Below are 23,325 nucleotides of genomic sequence, written 5' to 3'. Positions count from 1 at the left end.
AGATTAGTAGGAGCTCTTCCAACAATCAAATACTTAGTAGAAAATGGAGCTAAAGTTATACTTTGCTCACACTTAGGAAAAGATGCTTCTAAGACATTAGCACCAGTTGCTGTAAGATTAAGCGAAATGTTAGGTAAAGAAGTAGTTTTCGCTAGAGACGAAGAAGTAGTTGGAGAAAACGCTAGAAAAGCTGTTGCTGATATGAAAGACGGAGACGTTGTATTATTAGAAAACACTAGATGTAGAAAAGAAGAAACTAAGAACGGTGAAGAATTATCTAAGGAATTAGCTAGTCTTTGCGATATCTACGTTAACGATGCATTCGGAACTGCACATAGAGCTCACTCTTCAACTGAAGGTGTAACAAAATTCGTTGATACAGCTGTATGTGGATACTTAATCCAAAAAGAATTAAAATTCTTAGGAGAAGCTGTAAACAATCCAGTTAGACCATTCGTAGCTATATTAGGTGGATCTAAAGTTTCTGATAAGATTGCTGTTATCAACAACCTTTTAGAAAAAGTTAACACAATAATCATCGGTGGAGGAATGGCTTACACATTCTTAAAAGCTCAAGGATATGAAATAGGAACTTCTTTATGTGAAGATGATAGATTAGACTACGCTAAAGAAATGATAGCTAAAGCTGAAGCTAACGGAGTTAGATTCTTATTACCAGTAGACCACAGAATAGCATCTGAATTCAAAGATGTTGAAGCTACTGTAACAGAAGATCAAAACATACCAGCTGGATTCATGGGATTAGATATCGGACCTAAGACAGAAGCTTTATATGCTGATGCAATCAAAGATGCTAAGACAGTAATCTGGAACGGACCAATGGGAGTATTCGAATTTGAAAACTTCAACAAAGGAACAATTGCAGTTGCTAAAGCTATGGCAGATGCAGATGCTACAACAGTTATCGGTGGAGGAGACTCAGCTGCTGCTGTTAACATCTTAGGATTTGGAGACAAGATGACTCACATCTCTACAGGTGGTGGAGCTTCACTTGAATTCTTAGAAGGTAAAACTTTACCAGGAATAGCTGCTTTAAACGATAAATAATCGTTTAAAATTATAAATTATAAATTATGAATGATGAATGATGAATTTAGGAATAAACTCCTTAAAGGAGTTTAGAAATAGAACTTTATTTCAAAAATTCTCTAAGAATTTTATCCTTAATTCATCATTCGTAATTCTTCATTCATAATTAAAATTTTAAAAAATTTTATGAGGTGAATATAATGAGAAAAGCAATAATCGCTGGAAACTGGAAAATGCACTATACTCCAGAAGAAGCTGTTAAATTAGTAAACGAATTAAAACCATTAGTAAAGGATGCTACTTGTGATGTAGTAGTTTGTCCTACTTTTGTATGCTTAGATGCAGTATTAAAAGCTGTTGAAGGGTCAAACATTAAAGTTGCTGCACAAAACATGCACTTTGAAGAAAAAGGAGCTTTCACAGGAGAAATCGCTCCAGGTATGTTAGAAGCTATGGGAGTTAGCTATGTTGTTTTAGGACACAGTGAAAGAAGAGAATACTTCAATGAAACTGATGAAGCTTTAAATAAAAAAGTTAAAGCTGCATTTGCTCACAACTTAACTCCAATCCTTTGCTGTGGAGAAACTTTAGAAGAAAGAGAAAACGGAACAACTAACGATGTTGTTGGAGCTCAAATAAAAGCTGATTTAGAAGGTTTAGCACCAGAATTAGCAGAAAAAGTTGTTATAGCTTACGAACCAATCTGGGCTATAGGAACAGGTAAAACTGCTACTGATGAACAAGCTAACGAAACAATTATGGCAATCAGAAACATCTTAGCTGAAATGTTTGGAAAAGAAGTTGCTGATAAGATAAGAATCCAATACGGCGGATCAGTTAAGCCAGGAACAATCAAAGCTCAAATGGCTATGTCTGACATAGACGGTGCTTTAGTTGGTGGAGCTAGCTTAGTTGCTACTGATTTTGCACAAATAGTTAACTACTAATTAGAAAAAAAGGAGCCTTAGGGCTTCTTTTTTATGTTTTTAGAAGCATTTAAGGTATATGTAAGTTATAAGTGTATAAGAAAATTTTAATGAGGAAATATTAAAATTTTAGCTGATGAATAATATTTGTAGGCAAACCTTTACAAAAATAGCTATTTTATTGTTATACACGTATAATTATAGTATAATAAATGTGAATTAAATTAAAGATAATAAATATAAAGTAATTTATTGTTTTTAATCTATTTAAAGCATTAATTGATAAACTTTACAATAATTTGTGTTATTGTATAAAAAAATGATTTACGATATTTGGAGGGAATTATGGCTAAAAAACCAGTAATGTTAATGATATTAGACGGATTTGGAATAGCTCCAAAAGGCGATGGAAATGCTGTTGAAGCAGCAAAAAAAGAGAATTTTGACAAATTAGTTGCTAAATATCCACATAGTGAATTACAAGCAAGTGGAATGTCAGTGGGATTACCTGAAGGACAAATGGGGAACTCAGAAGTTGGACACTTAAATATAGGTGCAGGAAGAATTATATATCAAGAATTAACTAGAATAACTAAAGAAATTCAAGATGGTGGATTCTTTACAAATGAAGCTCTTTTAGCTGCAATGAATAATGCTAAGAAAAATAATGCAGCTTTACACTTAATGGGATTATTATCTGATGGTGGAGTTCATTCTCACATCGATCATTTAAAAGGTTTATTAAGATTAGCTAAAGAACAAGAAGTTCAAAATGTATATGTTCACTGCTTCATGGATGGTAGAGATGTTGCTCCAGGTTCAGGAATTGAATTTGTTAAAGATTTAGAAAGCTATATGGCTGAAATAGGTGTAGGACAAATAGCTACTTTATCAGGTAGATATTATGCTATGGATAGAGATAATAGATGGGAAAGAGTTGAACTTGCATATAATGCTATGGTTCTAGGAAAAGGTGAAAAAGCAGCTAGTGCTGTAGAAGCTTTAGAAGCATCTTACTATGACAATAAATCAGATGAATTCGTATTACCATGTGTTGTAAATGAAAATGGTAAAATTAAGAATGGAGATTCAGTAGTATTCTTCAACTTTAGACCAGATAGAGCTAGAGAAATAACTAGAGCTATCAACGATAAGGTATTTGATGGATTTAAGAGAGAAACATTAGATCTAGTATTTGTTACTATGACTCAATATGATAAGACATTAGAAGGTGTTGAAGTTGCTTACAGACCACAAGTAATTACAAACACTTTAGGTGAATATGTTGCAAGCAAGGGATTAAACCAATTAAGAATTGCTGAAACTGAAAAATATGCTCACGTAACATTCTTCTTCAACGGTGGTGTTGAAAAAGAAAATGAAGGTGAAGATAGAGCTTTAATTGCTTCTCCAAAGGTTGCTACTTATGATTTAAAACCTGAAATGAGTGCACCAGAAGTTACTGAAGAATTAATAGCAAGATTAGATTCAGGAAAATACGATATGGTTATCTTAAACTTTGCAAACCCAGATATGGTTGGACATACAGGAGTTTTAGAAGCTGCTAAGAAAGCTATTGAAGCAGTTGATACATGCTTAGGAAAAGTTGTAGATAAAGTATTAGAATTAGATGGTACTGTATTTATAACAGCTGACCACGGTAATGCTGAAGTTATGATTGATTACTCAAATGGTAAGCCATTCACAGCTCACACTACTGATCCAGTACCATTCGTATGGGTTTCAAACCATACTGAAGGTAAAACTTTAAAGAATGGTAAGTTAGCTGATATAGCTCCAACTATGTTAAATGTAATGGGACTAGAAGCTCCAGCTGAAATGACAGGAGAAAACTTAATAGTTTCTAAATAATAAAAAAATACCCTTTCGGGTATTTTTTTATTATAATAATGTTTGATAATCGAAATGTTTGACATTCTAAGATAGTACTAATATAATGACAATATATTAAATGTGAAAATATTTGGGAGGTTATAATGTCTATTAAGATAATAACAGATTCATCTTGTGATTTAGGAATTAATTTTATTGAAGAAAATAATATAGAACTTATTCCATTATTATTAAATTTAGATGGTGAAACTTTAAAGGATGATTTAGGTAAGAGTTTAGGATATAGAGAGTTTTATGAAAAATTAAGGGCAGGAAGTATGCCTAGTACTTCACAAATAAATATTTATACTTTTGAGGAAAAGTTTAAAGAGCTATTAGATAAAGGATATGAAATATTATATATAGGACTATCTTCTGCTTTAAGCGGAACCTTTAATAGTGCCAATATGGCTAGGAATAATATCTTGGAGGAAAATCCAAATGCTAAAATAGCTGTAGTTGATAGTATATCAGTGAGCATGGGCCTTGGAATGCTGATAAAAAAAGCTTGCAAGATGATAGAAGAAGGTAAGATGCTAGAAGATATTGTACAGTGGATTGAAGAAAATAAAAGTAAAGTAATCCATGCTATATTGGTGGATGATTTAAAACATTTAAAAAGAGGTGGAAGACTATCAGCATCATCTGCAGCAGTAGGATCAATATTAAATATAAAACCTTTACTTAAATTAAATAACAGTGGAGCAGTTGAAGTTTCAGAAAAAATCAAAGGGAAAAAGAAAGGGTTAAAGCGTTTAGCTTCTATTGTAAAAGAAAACGCAATAAATATTGAAAATGAAATACTATATATAATGCATGGTGATGTGTTAGAAGAAGCTCAATATTTAAAGGGAATAATTTTACAGGAATTAAACTTTAAGGATGTTAAAGTAGAATATATAGGAACAGTCATAGGAACTCATGGAGGACCTGGAACTATTGCAACTGTATTTTGGGGAAATGAAAGATAAAGTTTAAATGAATTTTATATGAAGATAAAAACTATTAAAAATATTAATTTGGAAAATAGAGAAAATTATTTCTTTGTTTTTCTAAATTAATATTATTTTTTTTATAAATAAAAATAATTTCTTGTCGATAATTAATTAGTAAAAATAGTTGATTTGATAGGAGAGTGTAAAATGAAAAAGAAGAAGAAGAAGATAGGCTTACGAACTATTATTACCTCAACGGTAGTAGTATTAGTTAGTATAATATTATTAGTGTCCACAGTAATTAATTATTTTGTAGTAAAAAGTAAGGTAATAAAAGAATTAGATGAAAAAGCAATACTAGTAGTTGAAAAGTATGGTGACAGAATTAATGATTGGATAAATAAAGAAGTGACGTCCCTAGAGGAATTATCAAGAATTTTATCTTTGGCTAATAATTTTAAAAGTGATTATATTAAAAAATGTTTAGAAGAAGTTGGAAACGATAATGAAAATGTTTTAGTATACTATGTAGCATTAAATGATGGTACTTACATTGGTACTGATCAATGGACACCAAGTGCTGATTACAATGCTTTATCAATGGAATGGTATAAAAGTGCTTATGAAACAAAAAAGGTAGCAATAAGCAAGCCTTACATTGATTCAGCAACAGGAAGTACTGTAATAACAATTTCAGTTCCTTTAGGAAATGAAGAGATAGTAGGTGTTCTAGCTACGGATATATCTATAGATAGTCTTTTACAAGTGGTAAATGAAGTTAAAAGAGAGAAAGACGAATACTCATTTATAGTTGATGAAAATGGAGAGATACTTATTCATATTAATGAAGAATTTGTTAATAGTAAAAAAGACCTAGCTTCAATAAACAATGGAAGTTTAAGTAGATTAAATGAAGCTATACAAAATAGCAACACAGGCGTAATAAAAGCAGTAGATTATGATAAAGTGACAAAATATTTTGCATATACCACTATAGATGGAGTAAATTGGAAGTGTGTTATGGCTATTCCAAAAAACCAATATTTATATAGTGTAGGCATATTATTAGTAATATCTATAGTAATTTTTGTCGTAGCTGTAATAACAACTTGGGTGATAGGATATTCTGCACTAGCATTATTAGTTAAGCCAATAAAGAGAGTGCAAGAAGAAGCTGTTCTATTAGCAGAAGGTGATTTTAGTGGTTTTATTGAAAGCAATTCTAGAAGTGAAATTGGTGAATTAATAGCTAGCGTTAATTCAATTAATGAAAAGCAAAGTATATTTATTAGTGATCTTAAAGATATAGTAAGAGATACTAATATAAAAAATACTGAATGTAAAAATCAAATGGATAAGATTTCAGATTCAGCAAAAGAAATAAATAATGGTGTTGAAAGTGTCACAATGGGAATTAATGAACAGGCACAAGATATGATTAACATGGTTGATGAGTTAAATAATTTAGCAGATGGAATTGTTAATATTGAAGGTATGTCAAAAGAATTATTAAATATGAGTGATATAGTTAAGACTAAAAATTCAGAATCTATTGAGCTTATTAATAATATTAAAGAAAATATACTAGCTAATTTAAATAGTGCAGAAAATTTAAATGAAGAAATTATCAGCTTATCAGATAAGTTTAATTCAATAAACATTATTACTAATACTATAAGAGGAATTGCTGAGCAAACTAATCTTTTAGCATTAAATGCAGCAATTGAAGCAGCAAGAGCTGGGGAGCAAGGAAAAGGATTCTCTGTTGTAGCTGATGAAGTAAGAGAACTTGCTAATCAATCATCAGAATCAGTAAATGAAATACAAGAAATAATAAAAGAAATAGTATCATCAGTAGCAAATGTTAAAGGTGAAGTAACAGAAACTTTATCAATTGCTAAAAAGTCAGATGAGCAAATAAATAAGACTATGGAAGAGTATGAGGAGATTGTAGAAGCTTCTGAAAAGTTAATAACAGAAATATATAACGTAGGTAATGAAATTAATAAAGTAAATGAAAATCAAAAAGAAGTTATGATTAAGGTTGATAGCGTTACCCAAATAACAGAAGAACAGTCAGCACATATAGAAGAGATTAATGCTACAATACAAACTCAAACAGAATCTATTGAAGAAGTAACAAAAGTAGTTTATGAAATAAATGAAATAAGCAAGAGAATTGATGAGAAGGTAGCTAAGTATAAAATTAGAGAAGAAATAGTAAGTATAAACACTGAAGAAGAATAGTATAATTAAGTAAGCATTTATTTTAGGTAGGTATAATGGCTAGGACATATGCATATTCGGCAAACTTTAATAAGGAAGTAGAAAAGCTTTTTAGAGAAGCGAAGCTTTTAGGGGAGGGGCATAATGGAATAGTTTATGAGCTCCCTGATAATAAGGCTGTTAAGATATTTATTGATAAAGACATATGCAGGGAAGAGGCAAAAATATTATATAAAGTGAGAAAATCTAAATTTTTTCCGAAAATCTTTAAGTATGATGAAAATTATATACTTAGGGAAATGGTTCCAGGAAAGAGGCTTGATCACTATATTAAGGAAAATGGAATGTCTAAAAAACTTGTGATGAATTTATATAAACTTTTTAATGAAATGAAAAGATTAAAGTTTTCTAAGCTAGATGCAAGATGTAGGGATATATATGTTGACGAAGAAGAAAATATCAAGGTAATAGATCCTAAGCAATGCTATACAAGAAAAGTTTCATTTCCAAGGCACTTAATGAAGGGGTTAAAAGGGATAGATTCCTTAGATATATTCTTAAATTATATGAGAGAAATTGATTATAAAAGTGCAAAATACTGGGAAATAAAATTTGAAGAATATTGTAATGAAGAAGAGTAAAAAATGGACTGTTTTATAGATAAACGGTCCATTTTTTATAACTAAAATTTTATGAATATTATTTTATATAGATGCGAAAAATAATGAAGTAGTTTAAAGTGCTTATTATTTTTTTACATAAAGGAGGAAATATTCATGAAAAATTATGTTGAAATAGTAGATGTAGTTGCTAGACAAATATTGGATTCAAGATGCTTTCCAACAGTAGAAGTAGAAGTCTATCTTGAAGATGGAACTATGGGTAGAGCTGCAGTTCCTTCAGGAGCATCTACAGGTATTTATGAAGCAGTTGAATTAAGAGACGGAGACAAAGACTACTTTATGGGAAAAGGAGTCTTAAAGGCAGTGGAAAATGTTAATGATACTATTGGAGAAGAGTTAATAGGCTGTAACGTATTTGATCAAACTTATATTGATAAAATGTTAATTGAACTTGATGGTACTAGCAATAAGGGTAAATTAGGAGCTAATGCTATCCTAGGAGTTTCATTAGCAGTGGCACAAGCTGCAGCAAATTATTTAGGAATACCACTATATCAATATGTAGGTGGAGTTAATGCTAAAGTTCTTCCAGTGCCTATGATGAATATTATAAATGGTGGTTCCCATGCAGATAACTCTGTAGATTTACAAGAATTTATGATAATGCCAGTAGGATTTAACTCATTTGATAAAGCAGTTCAAGCTTGTGGGGAAATTTATCATTCATTAAAGAAAACATTGAATGATAAAGGATATTCAACAGGTGTAGGTGATGAAGGTGGATTTGCACCTAATTTAAAATCAAATGCAGAAGCAATTGATGTTATCCTAGAAGCAATTACTAAAGCTGGATATGAACCAGGAAAGGAAATTTTTATTGCCATTGATGCAGCTTCATCTGAATATTACAAAGATGGAAAATATGTATTAGAACATGAAGGTAAGACTTTAACTGCATCTGAAATGGTAGATTTCTTTGAAGATTGGGTGAATAAGTATCCAATAATTTCAATTGAAGATGGTATGGCAGAAGAAGATTGGGAAGGTTGGAAGCTATTAACTGATAGATTGGGAGATAGAGTACAACTAGTAGGTGATGATTTATTTGTTACTAATACAGACAGATTAAGTGATGGAATATATAGAGGAGTTGCTAATTCAATACTTATTAAATTAAATCAAATTGGAACACTTACAGAAACTTTAAATGCAATAGAAATGGCAAATAGAGCTGGATATACAGCAGTTATTTCACATAGAAGTGGTGAAACAGAAGATACTACTATTGCAGATCTTGTTGTGGCAGTAAATGCAGGACAAATAAAGACTGGTGCTCCTGCTAGATCTGAAAGAGTTGCAAAATATAATCAATTAATAAGGATAGAAGAAGAATTAGATGATGTTGCTGAATACAGAGGTAGAAAAGCATTCTTTAATTTAAAATAATATATATTAAGGGTGTTTCCTAGTAATTAGGAAACACTTTTGTTATAAAATGAAGTTACATATTATGTAACTTCTTGTAATTTAAATTTTATTATGTTATGATAAAATTATATGATTAAGAGCGTACATATGGGAGGTGCACCATGTTAACTAAAGTTTTATTTGGAATTGAAATTGTGTTAGGATTAATAGTTATAGTGTCAGTATTAATGCAAAAAAGTAAAGCAGATGCTTTAAGCGGACTTGTTCAAGGAAGTAAGAATGAAACTTTCTTTTCTAAAAATAAGGGAAGAACAAAAGATGCATTATTAGCAAAGATTACAATGATATCAATGTTATTATTTGCTATTAATACAGTAGTTTTAAACATAGTTTAATAGATTATACATAGACCGCTATAAAGTATAGTGGTCTATTTTATTGTTAATAATAAAATAGAATAAATATCTTAGAATATAAATTTATATGAATAAAATATAGATATAAAAATGGAGGAATAAATTTATATGGGAATAAAAGAAACATTGTTAAGCTTCATGAGAGAAGAAGCATATAGACCGATGGATATTCAAGAGCTTGTTGATGTTTTTGATATAAGTCAAAATGAGTATACGGACTTTAAATGGACGTTGAAGATTATGGAAAAGGAAGGGCTTATTGTAAGAACTAAGAAGGATAAGTTTGCAGTTCCAGAGAGAATGGGATTAATAACAGGAAAATTACAGGTACACAAAAAGGGCTTTGGTTTTTTAATACCTGAAAATGAAGATGAAAATGATGTATTTATACCTAGCTCATGTATGAATGGGGCCATGAATGGAGATAGGATATTAGTTCAAATTACAAGAGACGATTTAAATGGTAAGAAGAGAGAAGGAGAAGTTGCTGAGATTCTAGAAAGAGCTAATACAAAAGTTATTGGTGTTTATGAAGAAAGTAGAAACTTTGGGTTTGTAGTGCCAGAAGATACAAGACTTACACAAGACATTTTCATTTCTAAGAAAGATAGTAATGGAGCAAAGCATGGGGATGTGGTAATAGTCAAAGTTGTTAAATGGGCAGATAAAAGAAGAAGTCCAGAGGGAATTATAACTGAAGTATTAGGAAAGAAAGGCGAAAAGGGTCTTGATATTTTAACAATAATCAAAAAACACGGACTTCCAGAGGAGTTCCCAGAAAAAGTTTTAAAATATGCTGAAGGAATATCAGAAGAAATAGATCCTGCTGAAATTGCTAGAAGAAAAGATATAAGAGATTTAAGAATGGTTACAATTGACGGAGAAGATGCTAAGGATTTAGATGATGCTGTATCTATTGAAAGATTAGATAATGGTAATTATAGATTAGGTGTGCATATTGCTGACGTTTCACATTATGTTAGAGAAAAAAATCCACTAGATAAAGAAGCCTTAAAAAGAGCAACTTCTGTATATTTAATAGATAGAGTTATTCCAATGCTTCCTAAAAAGCTATCAAATGGTATATGTTCATTAAATCCAAATGTTGATAGACTTACATTAAGTTGCTTCATGGAAATAGATAAAAAAGGTAAAGTTCTAGCTCATGAAATTGATGAAACAGTAATTAAAACAAATGAAAGAATGACTTATACTGATGTAACTAAAATACTTGAAGGCAAAGCTGATGAAGAGTTATTAAAGAGATATGATTATTTAATAGAAGACTTTAAGACTATGGAAGAACTATGCTTAATCTTAAGAGAAAAGAGAAGAAAAAGAGGGGCAATAGACTTTGAATTTGAAGAATCAAAAATAATACTTAATGAGCTTGGACGTCCAATTGATATCAAGCCATATGAGAGAGCAATAGCAAATAGAATAATAGAAGAATTTATGCTTGTATGTAATGAAACTATTGCTGAAAATATGTATTGGCAGAACCTTCCGTTTGTTTATAGAGTCCATGAAGAACCAGATGATGAAAAGCTTCAAAGATTTAAAGATTTTATTCATAACTTAGGATATACAATTAAGTCTTCACAAGAGATTCATCCAAGAGCTCTGCAAGAAATCTTAGAAAAGGTTCAAGGTAAGCCAGAAGAAACAGTAGTAAGTACACTTTTACTTAGAAGTATGATGCAGGCTAGATATTCACCAGAATGTGCAGGACACTTTGGTTTAGCAGCACAATATTATTGTCATTTCACTTCTCCTATAAGAAGATATCCTGATTTACAAATTCATAGAATAATTAAGGAAAACCTAAATGGTAAGATAAATGATAAGAGAAGAGAAAGACTTGCAGTTATTGTAGACGAAGCAGCAAAACAATCATCTGAAATGGAAAGACTAGCAGAAGATGCTGAAAGAGAAGTTGATGATTTAAAGAAAGCTGAATATATGATGGATAGAATAGGTGAAGAGTATGATGGAATAATTTCATCAGTAACTTCATTTGGTATTTTTGTTGAGTTATCAAACACTATAGAAGGATTAGTTCATATAACAGATTTAGATGATGATTACTATGTATATGATGAAGCTCATTTAATGCTTATTGGTGAAAGAACAAAGAATATCTATAGATTAGGTGATACAGTAAAAGTAAGATGTAGCAGAGTAGATATTGATAATAGAGAAATATTCTTTGATATAGTGAAGAATGAAGGAGAAAAAGAAGAAATAGTTCCAAGTGAAAGAACAGCTTCAATAATTGCTGAAATCAAAAAAGAATTTGGAACAAAAGAAGGAAACCAAGAAGAGAAAGATGTGGCAGAGAGCAAAGCTGAAGATGAAGACATGTAAATAATTGCGTAGAAATTATTTACAGTTAAACGCTATGCTAATTAAACGCTACAGCTAATGAGCACTGCATTAATATAATTCATAATTAAAATTTACTCAATATTAATTTATTGAGTAAATTTTAGGTAGTTGTTATAATAAAAGAAAAAAGTACGTAATAAATAAAGTGGGTGGAAAAAGTGGCAAGGGTTAAAAACAAAAACAACTTAGCTGAAAATAGAAAGGCTCGTCATGATTATTTTGTAGAGGAGACTATAGAAGCAGGGATAGCTCTAGTTGGAACTGAAGTAAAATCTATTAGAGCTGGTAAATGTAATTTAAAAGATTGTTATGCAGATGTAAGAAATGGTGAAGTTTTTATTTACAACATGCATATCAGTCCTTACGAACAAGGTAATATATTTAATGTTGATCCATTAAGGGAAAGAAAGTTACTTTTGCATAAAGAGCAAATATCTAGATTTAATGGGTTAATAGCAAGAGAAGGATATACATTAATTCCTTTATCTCTATATTTAAAAGAGGGAAAAGTTAAGGTGGCTTTAGGATTATGTAGAGGTAAAAAGAATTATGATAAGAGAGATTCTATGTTAGAAAAAGCCCATAAGAGAGATATGGAAAGAGCACTTAAAGAGAGAAATAGATAATTATAAAAACAGATGTATTAGAAAAATTTTAGGTACATCTGTTTTTTTTATCATAAAATCACCAAAAATGAAGCTAGGTATATTATAAAGTATAGGACTAGCTAAGATACTTATTTCACTTTACGAGAATAGGGGGTGTGTCATATATCCCATAATAAATATAAAAAAGACAAAAATGCTGGAAGAAATGAAACTGGTTATTCTGAAGAAACAATTAATAAATATAATAATTATACATTACAAGATTTGCAAGATATAGAATTATTGCAGACCCAATGGAAAGCTCAATTAATTTTAGTATTAGGATATTTATTAGAATATACAGCTTCAGTTCAAGGGATAAATATATTACAATTTAGAATTAAAAGGAGAAATGAAATTTTTCAAGCTGGCCAATATGGTGATAAAGAAGAAAGTGAGCTAATTAATGAAGTTGCAGATGAATTTGAAGATATGGGAATTAATGTTGATGCTACAGCAGTATTAGCAGCTCAATTAGAATTATTTGGACAAACTATATTAACACCGATTTATTGGACAAAGTATCAAAGATTACCACATAATTTAGATACTGAAGATTTTTTAGTTACTAAAAGTGCAAATAAAGAAATATTTATTGGAGCTGTATTAGAAGAAATAGCATATATTTTTAATTTGATAGGAACCACTGCATTATATCGGGAGAATAGTACAGGTGATACAAATAATGTAGATGATTAGTTTTTATATTTTTTATATAGGATGTTTAGTATTTTGAGTATAATACCATATAGTATATATTACTATAAAAATAAGTATATATTTATAGTAATATATACTATAATAGTAATAATGGATAAGTGTAGGAGATAGAGAGGACTAGAATATATCCTGCTGATATATAAAGTGAGGGATAAGAAATGACATTAAATATAATTGATATAGCCAAATTAGCAGGCGTATCAAAATCTACAGTTTCAAGATACTTAAATAATGGCTATGTTGGAGCAGAATCCAGGGAAAAAATAAAGAAGGTAATTGATGAGACTGGTTTTATGCCACAAAGTTATGCTAAATCATTAAGGACTGGTAAGACAAACCTTATTGGAGTAATAGTGCCAAAGATATCTACAGAAACAGCACCAAGAGTTGTACAAGGAATCACAGAAGTGTTATCGGAAAATAATTATGATGTACTGATAGCTAACACTAACCTTTCAGTGGAAAAGGAATTTGAATATTTAAATATTTTTAAAAACAATCAAGTGGATGGCGTAATATTTATGGGAACTAAAATAACGCCAAGGCATAAGGAAATTATGAATAAATTAAATGTGCCTATAGTTGTGGTGGCACAGTATATGGATAATTATCCTTGTGTATATCATGATGATTTTAATGCTGCAAAATATATGACAGAATATCTTATTGGAAAAGGTCATAAGAATATTGGTTTCATAGGAGTTTATGAGGAAGATAGATCTGTAGGTCTTGAAAGAGAAAATGGTTATATAGCTGCTTTAAAGGAAAATGATTTAGAAGTAGACATGGAAAATTTAAAATTAGGAGATTTCTCTTATGAAAGTGGTTATGAATTAACTAAGAAGCTTATTAAGCAAAAAAATATACCAACAGCAATTTTTGCAGTTACTGATAATCTAGCTATAGCTACCATAGATTGTTTGAAAGATAATGGGTTAAATGTACCAGAGGATGTGGCAGTGGTGAGTATTGGTGATACTAGGATTTCACAAGTTGTATCTCCAAAGTTAACTACAATCCACTATCATTATAAGACATCTGGTAGAAAGAGTGCAGAAATAATGATAGAATTGTTAAAAAGTGGTATAAGAACATCAAAAACTATCAAAAAAGACATAAAACTTTCATATAGACTTATAGAAAGAAACAGTGTATAATAAAATCAGCTTAAGACGAGAATGTTATATTTAAAAATGTGGGAACGATACCTTATCTTGCAAATTTATTTTGAAACTTATGAAAAGGTTTTATGTAGTAAGATATTACCAGTTAATACTGGTAAACATTTTTATGAGATGTAGGAACGTTCACGCAAATACATAATATTAAAATCTAGTTTAAATGTAGCAAGGATAATTAGATGGTGCTGCAATTGGTGGTGCAGCAGCTGGAGCTTATGTAGTAGCTACTAAAGTTCAAATGACAGCAGTTGGTGTTACAGCTTTACCAGCTATAGCTATTACAACTAGTAATACAATGTTAAATTACTGCATAGGATTAATTATTGCAGGAGCAGTTTCTTTCATTGCTACTTTTATTATGGGAATTAAAGAAGAAGCATAAAATAGTGTCAAAAAGTATAAAAATGAATATACTATAAATTATAAAGGTGATAGAAGTTATTAAGTTTGGGTAGCTTTTATCACTTTTTTTATTAAAAATTATCAGCTAATGTTTTACATTTTATTAAAGAAAATAATTCTTATGGACGAAAGACTATATTATAAGGAAATAGTTTATAATATGTGTTTGGGGAGTATTGAAGAGGAAAAAGGTGGGCAGAAGATGAAAAAGTATGTTCTAGGAAATGTACTAAGATTATTTAGTTATATTCTTAAGGGAATAGATGAAGAATTATTTTTACACGGTCACAGAGTTGCATATATATTATTAAAATATTTGGAAGAACAAGGTAAATATAGTGAATATGAAATAAACCAAATGGTACAGATAGCTATTTTACATGATATTGGAGCTTGCAAATTAGAAGAACGATTTAAACATGAATTTCCAGAAGCTGATTTAAGTAATCATTCAGTATGCGGATATATTTTTTTAGAAAATTATACTGTTTATTCTACAGATATGGCTGAGATATGTTTATATCACCATTTGCCATATGAGAAATACTCTTTAATTAATAGTAGATATAAAGAAATAGCCATGTTGTTTAATATATTAAATGATATCGATAATATATATATAAATAAGCTTCTCTTAGATATGGAAGATATATTAAGTAATGTTGATGAAAATTTTATAACAGAAGTTAGTAATATTTTTTTAAAAATAAACAAAGATAATATTTTATACAAGAAGATAATTAGTGGTGAATATTGGAATGAGCTTTATGATTATTTAGACACTATAGAAATATCCAAAGAAGAATTAGAACAATTTACTAAGATGGTAGTTCAATGTAATAATTTTAGAAGTAAAGGTACATTAGAACATTCCATAACAGTAGAGGTAATTACATATAATTTATATAAGCTTTTAGGAATAGTAAGAGAAGATATGAATACTATTCTCTTTGCGGCTTTTTGCCATGATTTAGGGAAATTATTAACACCAATTGAAATATTAGAAAAGCCAGCTAAATTAACTTATGAAGAAATGGAAATAATGAAGGATCATGTAATACAAACAGGTATGATTTTAAAAGGACTTGGTTTAGAAGAAGTAGGAAGAATAGCAGAAATGCATCATGAAAAGTTAGATGGCACTGGGTATCCATATGGACTTAAAGATGAAGAAATACCTATGGAAGCTAAGATATTGGCGGTAGCTGACATTTTAAGTGCATTAATGGAAAAGAGGTCTTATAAAGAAAAGTTCTCTAAAGATAGAACTCTTGATATATTACAAGCTATGGCAGAGGAAAATAAAATTGATAAAAATGTTGTAAGGGTAGTTGTAGAAAATTATGACCATCTTGTTAATATATGTGAAAGAGTAAAAAGAAAAAATAATTTTAAGTATAGGGATATAATTAGAAGGTATAATGAAGTAAATAATAAATATGAAGAACTTTGTAAGGGATAAAACTGTAAGTTGACAATAAATTTTATATAGATTATAATTAAATCCTGATAAGAAATTTATCAGGATTAAAAACTTAATATGGATGATAATTAAGCTATCATTCCATGTTACTACATGGGGGCGTTTTGGCTTCGACGGGGGTAAGATGGGTTTGATAAGCGAGCCGAGGCAAGCATGTCACCTCGATAATAAAGTATGCATTAAATATAAACGCAGAAGACAATTTTGCATTAGCAGCTTAATTTAACGCTGCTCATCAGCCCTGTGTGCCCACGCATAGGATTACTGGTGTCATTAAAGTGGGGAACGAAGTTTAGCAAAGCTTTGAGCTAAAGGGGTATTTATGAAGCTAGGGAATCAGGAGTTTGTTTGTGAGCGAACTGAGGACCGAAATTTTAGTCACAAACTACGCTCGTAGAAAGTCAGACTGGTCTGCTTTCGGACATGGGTTCGACACCCATCGCCTCCACCACAATAAGCCGTGAAAATTTTTCACGGCTTATTTCTTGTATAAAGAAAACCCTTGCTATGAAAAGGTGTTTAGAAAAGCTTTAGTATTCAGTATGTTAAAAAACCTCCTTTTGTTAATACTTTAAGGTTTGTCGGCCAGATTTAAATAACAAAAGGAGGGACAATATAATAATATGGATACTAATAGTTTAGCACATACTAAATGGAATTGTAAGTATCATTTAGTGTTTGCACTTAAATTTAGGAGAAAAGAAATATATGGAGAACAAAAAGCGGAAATAGGAAAAATTTTAAGGCAATTATGTGAATGGAAGGGCGTAAATATCATGGTAGATCAAATAAGTTTTAGGTGTATAAAAACACTCCCACTGTATAGAGATTAATAATTAGTTGGATTATCAAAATATTGACCCAATATGTATATAATGGTAGAATGACGTGTAAAAATAATAGGTAAACTCTTTAGAGTAGCTTTTTTTTTATATCAACTTAATGTACTTATGAGACAATAAATTACTTTGGGGGAGAAATATGCACAGAAGAAAACTATCAGCCTTAATTATGTTAGCAACCACTTTTAACTTTTCAGCACAAACTATAGATGTTTTTGCTAGTGAGATAAAAGAAGATATCAAATTATCTAGAAGTATATCAAATGAAGAAAATGGAAATATACAATTAAATCAATCTAAAGTAAGTAAGTTTGATTTACTTAATAGTAGTTATTTAGAAGAGTATAATAAAGCTTTTAAATTAGATAATTCTAAAATAATTTCAATAGCTAATAACGGAGGACAATATTCATCATCAAACATATCTAAAGCTATTGATGGAAACTTTAGTACTCATTGGGAAACAGGAAAAGTTAACAGTGAAACCTTTGAAAATGAAGTAATACTTACACTAGAGGAAGTGACGAAATTAAATAGAATAGTATATGGTGCAAGACAAGATGGTGCCAAAGGTAAAGGTTTTGCTGAAGAATTTGAAATATACTCTTCACTTACAGACAATGGGGATGATTTCACTTTAGTAAGCCAAGGAAAATATACAGATTCTACTAGAGATATAGTAGAAATAGAATTTGAAGAAACAGAATTTAAAAGAGTAAAATTTAAATTCAAAAAAGCTAATCAAAATTGGGCATCTGCCTCAGAGTTTATGCTTTATAAAAAGGATACACTATCTGAAATAATAAATAATATTTTTACAGATGGTACAATGACAAAGTTAAAAGATGAATATAACAATATAGATGTAATAAATAATTTAGAAGCGGAACTTAATAATCATCCTTTAAAAGAACAATTAGTATATTCTATAGATTTAGCAAAAGAAATTTTAAAAGGTGATAAAGATTACTCAGATAGAACATTTACACTGACACAATATGGTGATACACATGCAAAAGCAAGAAATCAATTAAAAATGTCTACTTTTGGTACAGACTTACAATCTACAGGTATAGTGGCAAAACCAGGACAAGTATTTAGAGTTTTTGTTGATGCAGAAGACGGGGCACCACTTCCAATAATTGCATTTACTCAGCAAGAAGGTAGATTTGGTTACTGGAAAAAAGAGTATCAATTACAAAAGGGTATGAATGTTATAACAGTACCTGAAATATATAGTGACTCATGGAGTATGAAATCTACAAAGGGTGGAGCAGTATATTTAATAAACAAATATACACCTGAACAACAAGGAAAAGCTCCAGTTGTACGTATAGAAGGTGGAGAATTCTTCCCATCATTCAAACCAGGAGATGATAAAGAAAAATTCTTAAAATTATTAAAAGAATATAAAGAAAAGCTAGATAAAGATCCTGAAAATACAGTTGATATATATGAATTCAGTACAAAAAGAGTATTATACACAGGAACTGCAAAAGCAGCATATAAAGTATATGTAAATGAAAACGTAGATGTTGAAGAAAGTGTAGATGTTTGGAATAAGAAATTCCAAGAAGCATTTGATTTTGCTGGATTAAAAGATGATACTAGCGATCCAGATAATGATTCTACAAATGTTAGAACAGCAGTAAGGTTAATGCAACCTTATGGTGCAGCTTATGCATATACTGATCATATAGGTATTCAAAGACATATACAAGAAATTGTATTAAGAACTGATGAAAGTAGTATAAACAGTATACTTTGGGGAATGCTTCATGAAGCCGGACACCAAATGGATATAAAGGCAAGAGAGTGGGGCGAAGTTACTAATAATATGTGGGCAAACAATGCTTATATAAAAAATGGATTAAATGATAGAGTACAATATGATAAATTATATGAGTATTTAGCACCAGAGAAATCATTAAAAACGTACGAAGAATTAGATTATTCTGAAAAACTAGGAATGTTCTGGCAACTACAAATAAAGAAAAATACTTATTGGCCAGAGTTAGAAGCATTATATAGAAAGAGAAAACCTAATCCTAGCACTACACAAGAAAAGCAAGATTTATTTGCTGAATATTCATCAGAAATTATAGGTATGAATCTAAGTAATTATTTTGACAAATATGGATTTAAATTATCAGATGAATGTAAAAATAGATTAAAAGAGAAATATTCAAATGTAGGACAAAAAATATGGTATTTAAATACTAGTGCTATGAATTATGAAGGAAATGGATTTGAAAACAAAGATACTTCTTTAGAAGTTTCATTATCAAAATCAAATTCTGGAATAAAACTAAGCATGAGTATTGCTAGTGAAGCAAAAGATGACTTCCTTGGTTATGAAATAGTGAAAAATGGAAAAGTGATAGGGTTTACTACATCTGGAACTTATACAGATTCAGAGGCAACTAATATAAGTGAAAATATAAATTATGAAGTAATACCTTATGCAAAAAATTTATCAACAGGTGATAAAGTACAAATAAATTCATTAACACCAAGCATAAGTATTCAACAAGAAACTATAACATTAAATTTAAATGAAGAATTTAATGCTATGGATTATGTTAAAGGATTTACTCACTCAGGAAGTGACATAACATCAAAAGTTAAATTTGAAAGTAATGTAGATACTACTAAGCATGGAAACTATCAAGTTAAATATACAGTAGAAGATAATGATGTAACTTTTAATAAAATATTAAATGTAAAAGTAGTAAGTGACTATGATTATTTATCAGATTTTGAGTGGAAATCTGTATCAACAGCATGGGGGACTCCAAGAAGAAACTCTAATATACAAGGTAGAGTAAATGGAAATATAAAAACATTTGAAAAAGGTTTTGGAATACATGCTAATGGTAAGATAACTTATGATTTATCAGATAAAGAATATGATACATTTGAGGCATTACTTGGAGTTGATCAATCATCAATACAACCAAATAATAATTCAAGTATCAAATTTAAAATAATAGCAGATGGTAAAGTTTTAGCATCTACAGATGTTTTAGGATATTATGACAACATGGCTTATGTAAATGTTCCTGTATCAGGTGTTAAAGAGCTTGTAATTGAAGTTTCTGATGCTGAAAATGGAAATACAGCAGACCATGGACTAATAGCTAATCCAAAATTAACTACAAATAATGCTAAACCAAAAATTATAGCAGAAAATAAAAACTTAAAACTTGGACAAGATTTCAATCCAAGAGAAGGTGTTGAAGCAATTGATGTGGAAGATGGAAATTTAACATCAAAAATTGAAATTGAATCAAATAGTTTTGAAAAAGATAAAATAGGAAAATTTGAAGTTGTATATAAAGTAACTGATAAAGATAACAATGTAACAAGTAAAAAAATATATGTTACAGTATCTGAAGATTATACAGTTACAAAATCTAAGTATGGGCAGTTCTCAAATTTAGATGGATATAACGAAGAGTTTAAATTACCTATAGTATCTGCAAAAAATAATGCAGGAAATTACGGAAACAGTGTAATAGGCAATGCAATAGATGGAAAAATAAATACTCATTGGGAGACAAACTCTCCAAATAATAGTTCATTTAAAAATGAAGTAACATTTGATTTAGGTGAAGTTCAAGAAATAAGCAAGATGGCATATGCATCAAGACGTGACGGAAATAACAAAGGTTTTGCTATTGAATTTGAAATATATGTATCAGAAAGTGAATCAGGAGATGATTTCTATTTAGCAGGACAAGGCTCATATTCTGGAGCAATAAGCGATACTGTTGAATTTAATATGAGCAAAGTAAATGCAAGAAGAGTGAAGTTTAAATTTGTAAAAGCAAGTGGAGAATGGGCAAGCTTCGGTGAAGTGGCATTTTATAAAGAAGATAAATTAGCAGATAAAATGGCTGGTTTATTTACAGATGAAAACAAAACAGAAGTAGCACAAAGCTATAATACTTTAGAAAAATTAGAAGCTTTAAGAGAAGAGGTTAAAAATCATCCAGCATATGAATTATTCAAAGTTGAATTGGATAATGCTGAAAAAATAATAAAAGCTAAATTCCCAACTTTAACATTTGAAGAATTTACAATGATTGAGAAAAATACTGAATTAAATTTAATGGATGGAGTAGTTGCAAGTGATCAAGAAGATGGCAACATAACTTCAAATATAGTAGTAAATGATGGTGGATTTTCATCAAACAAAGTAGGAACATACAAAGTAACATACACAGTAACTGATAGTGATTCAAATATAACTACAAAGGAAAGAACAATAGTAGTTTATGGTCAAAGCAAATATTTATCAGATATGAATTGGGAGTCAGCTACAACTGGATGGAGAAGTGTTGTTAAAGATATGGCAGTTGGCTCAACTAATAAGATTAAACTTAACGTAGATGGAACTGTTAAAACTTTTGATAAAGGTATTGGTGCTGCAACAAATGCTAAAATAGTATATAATTTAGATGGAAATTACAACTATTTTACAACATATGTGGGAACAGATAAAAACTATAACTTAGGAAGTACAACAATAAGATTTAGAATACTTGCTGATGGAAAAGAAGTTTATACTTCTGATGTAATAAAAACAAATACTCCTGCAGAATATGTAAGATTAGATGTTACAGGAGTTAAAGAACTTACTTTAATTGCTGATGATGTAGATGGAAACTTAGTAGGAGATTTTGCATCTTGGGCAGATACTAAATTATATAAAAATTATTCAAAACCAGTAATAGAAGGTAAAGATTTAGCAGTATTTAATGTAAATGAGGAAGTAGATTTACTTCAAGGAATAACAGCAACTGATTATGAAGATGGAAACTTAACTTCTAAAATAAATGTAAAAACAGATTATGAAAAAGGAAAAGTTGGAATATTTGATGTTGTATATTCTGTAACAGACAGTGATAACTTAACAACTGAATTTACAAGAAAAGTAGCAATTACAGATGAAGAAACTTATGTATCTGATTTAGAATGGAAATCAGCAACAATAGGTTCAGGGGCTATAGGTAAAGATAAATCAGTAAGACAACAACCTATAAAACTTTTAAATGAAAATGGAACTTATGATACTTTTAAAAAGGGTATAGGAACTCATTCTTATTCAGAAATAGTATATGATTCAACAGGATATGATATATTTGATACTTGGGTAGGTCTTGATGAATTTGTATCAAATCAAAGTGCATCAAGTGTTATATTTAAGGTTTATGTAGATGGTAAATTAAAAGCAGAAACTGATGTTATGAAATCAAATTCACCAAAACAACGTTTAATGGTAGATGTTAGAAACTCTAATGAAGTTAAATTAGTAGTAGATTCAGCAACTAATGGTATTACTTGGGATCATGCAGACTGGGCAGAGGCAAGATTTAGAAATATAGCAAAATTTAATACAGCTAAATTAGAAGAAGTTTTAACAAAAGCTGAAAATATAAATTTAAATAATTATACTCAAGAATCTATTGAAAGATTAGAAAATGCAATAAATGTTGGTAAAGAAGCTTTAAGTTCAGCTAATCAAGAAACAATAGACAAAGCTATTGAAAAATTAAAAGAAGCTATGGATTCATTAGTAGAAGTTAATTTAAATGAAACAGTGCAAATAAAAGATGAATTTTTAAAAGCTAGTATACAAAAAGAACTTGGAATATCAGGTGAAATAACAGTTGGAGAAATGAGAAAGCTTACTTCACTAAAAGTATCACAAGTAGAAAGTTTAGAAGGGTTACAACATGCCATAAACTTAGAATCATTAGATATAGACTATAATGAAATAAGAGATTTATCACCACTTAAAAATCTTAAAAAATTAAAAGATTTAAAAGCAAATGTTTTAGGTGGATTAATGCCAGGGAGTATTTATTCAAAAGATAATAAAGCAACTGTAAACTTGGATGTTATAAATAGAAATGGTGAAAAATTATTACCAAAATCAGTAATAGTGAAGCATAATAAAACACATGAATATACTACTTTAGATATAAAAGATTGTGTAGATGAAAATGGAGTTGTAACAATAGATACTACAAATTTTGACTCATATATATATACAATTACTTTAGTATATGAAGATGAAGTTGATAATTATACATCACAATTTATGTTTATGCTTGATAATAGATAATAATATATAGAATAGTAAAATTAATTATTTTT

15 protein-coding genes, 1 other RNA gene and 1 pseudogene are annotated in these 23,325 nt (G+C 29.6%); all 17 read left to right on the top strand.

Annotated features, from left to right (window positions below; translation table 11 throughout):
• On the top strand, positions 1-1,068 hold a 1,068-nt coding region (locus Q5O44_RS09425), incomplete at its 5' end, for a phosphoglycerate kinase (protein WP_302637749.1).
• A gap of 182 nt (positions 1,069-1,250) precedes the next feature.
• Positions 1,251-1,997: a triose-phosphate isomerase gene (gene tpiA / locus Q5O44_RS09420; RefSeq protein WP_022168165.1), complete on the top strand. Its 747-nt coding sequence runs from the start codon at positions 1,251-1,253 to the stop codon at positions 1,995-1,997.
• A gap of 324 nt (positions 1,998-2,321) precedes the next feature.
• On the top strand, positions 2,322-3,848 hold the full coding sequence (gene gpmI / locus Q5O44_RS09415; RefSeq protein ID WP_022168164.1) for a 2,3-bisphosphoglycerate-independent phosphoglycerate mutase: 1,527 nt from the start codon (positions 2,322-2,324) through the stop codon (positions 3,846-3,848).
• 125 nt (positions 3,849-3,973) lie between these two features.
• Positions 3,974-4,840: a DegV family protein gene (locus tag Q5O44_RS09410; RefSeq protein ID WP_022168163.1), complete on the top strand. Its 867-nt coding sequence runs from the start codon at positions 3,974-3,976 to the stop codon at positions 4,838-4,840.
• Between the two features lie 171 nt (positions 4,841-5,011).
• Positions 5,012-7,051, top strand: a complete 2,040-nt coding sequence (locus tag Q5O44_RS09405) for a methyl-accepting chemotaxis protein (protein ID WP_022168162.1) — start codon at positions 5,012-5,014, stop codon at positions 7,049-7,051.
• A gap of 35 nt (positions 7,052-7,086) precedes the next feature.
• Positions 7,087-7,671: a hypothetical protein gene (locus Q5O44_RS09400; protein ID WP_022168161.1), complete on the top strand. Its 585-nt coding sequence runs from the start codon at positions 7,087-7,089 to the stop codon at positions 7,669-7,671.
• Positions 7,672-7,806: 135 nt separating this feature from the next.
• Positions 7,807-9,099 (top strand): phosphopyruvate hydratase, encoded by a 1,293-nt coding sequence (gene eno, locus Q5O44_RS09395; RefSeq protein ID WP_022168160.1) that lies wholly within the window; start codon positions 7,807-7,809, stop codon positions 9,097-9,099.
• A 143-nt stretch (positions 9,100-9,242) separates the two neighbouring features.
• A complete protein-coding gene (gene secG, locus Q5O44_RS09390; protein ID WP_022168159.1) occupies positions 9,243-9,476 on the top strand; it encodes a preprotein translocase subunit SecG in 234 nt (77 codons plus the stop codon).
• A gap of 129 nt (positions 9,477-9,605) precedes the next feature.
• Positions 9,606-11,864, top strand: a complete 2,259-nt coding sequence (rnr, locus tag Q5O44_RS09385; protein ID WP_022168158.1) for a ribonuclease R — start codon at positions 9,606-9,608, stop codon at positions 11,862-11,864.
• A 179-nt stretch (positions 11,865-12,043) separates the two neighbouring features.
• Complete coding sequence (smpB, locus tag Q5O44_RS09380; protein WP_022168157.1) at positions 12,044-12,511, top strand: SsrA-binding protein SmpB; 468 nt, start codon at positions 12,044-12,046, stop codon at positions 12,509-12,511.
• Positions 12,512-12,646: 135 nt separating this feature from the next.
• Positions 12,647-13,231 (top strand): hypothetical protein, encoded by a 585-nt coding sequence (locus Q5O44_RS09375; protein WP_022168156.1) that lies wholly within the window; start codon positions 12,647-12,649, stop codon positions 13,229-13,231.
• Between the two features lie 179 nt (positions 13,232-13,410).
• Positions 13,411-14,409, top strand: coding sequence for a LacI family DNA-binding transcriptional regulator (locus Q5O44_RS09370; RefSeq protein ID WP_022168155.1), 999 nt, complete (start codon positions 13,411-13,413; stop codon positions 14,407-14,409).
• A gap of 262 nt (positions 14,410-14,671) precedes the next feature.
• Positions 14,672-14,815: a hypothetical protein gene (locus Q5O44_RS09365; RefSeq protein ID WP_291662823.1), complete on the top strand. Its 144-nt coding sequence runs from the start codon at positions 14,672-14,674 to the stop codon at positions 14,813-14,815.
• 222 nt (positions 14,816-15,037) lie between these two features.
• Entirely contained in the window at positions 15,038-16,297 is a 1,260-nt protein-coding gene (locus Q5O44_RS09360; RefSeq protein WP_302637744.1) for an HD domain-containing phosphohydrolase, read from the top strand.
• A 116-nt stretch (positions 16,298-16,413) separates the two neighbouring features.
• Positions 16,414-16,769: a transfer-messenger RNA gene (gene ssrA, locus Q5O44_RS09355) on the top strand.
• A 172-nt stretch (positions 16,770-16,941) separates the two neighbouring features.
• A pseudogene (locus tag Q5O44_RS09350) lies at positions 16,942-17,097 on the top strand (transposase); the annotation flags it as partial.
• A gap of 202 nt (positions 17,098-17,299) precedes the next feature.
• Entirely contained in the window at positions 17,300-23,293 is a 5,994-nt protein-coding gene (locus Q5O44_RS09345) for an NPCBM/NEW2 domain-containing protein (protein WP_022168152.1), read from the top strand.
• The last annotated feature ends 32 nt before the right edge of the window (positions 23,294-23,325 follow it).

Origin of the sequence: Clostridium sp. CAG:221 (assembly GCA_000435835.1) — a bacterium.
In the GTDB taxonomy this organism is placed as follows: Bacteria; Bacillota; Clostridia; order Clostridiales; family Clostridiaceae; genus Clostridium.
The sequence above is the reverse complement of the archived record's forward strand: the minus strand, read 5'-3'. Positions and strand labels throughout refer to the sequence as shown.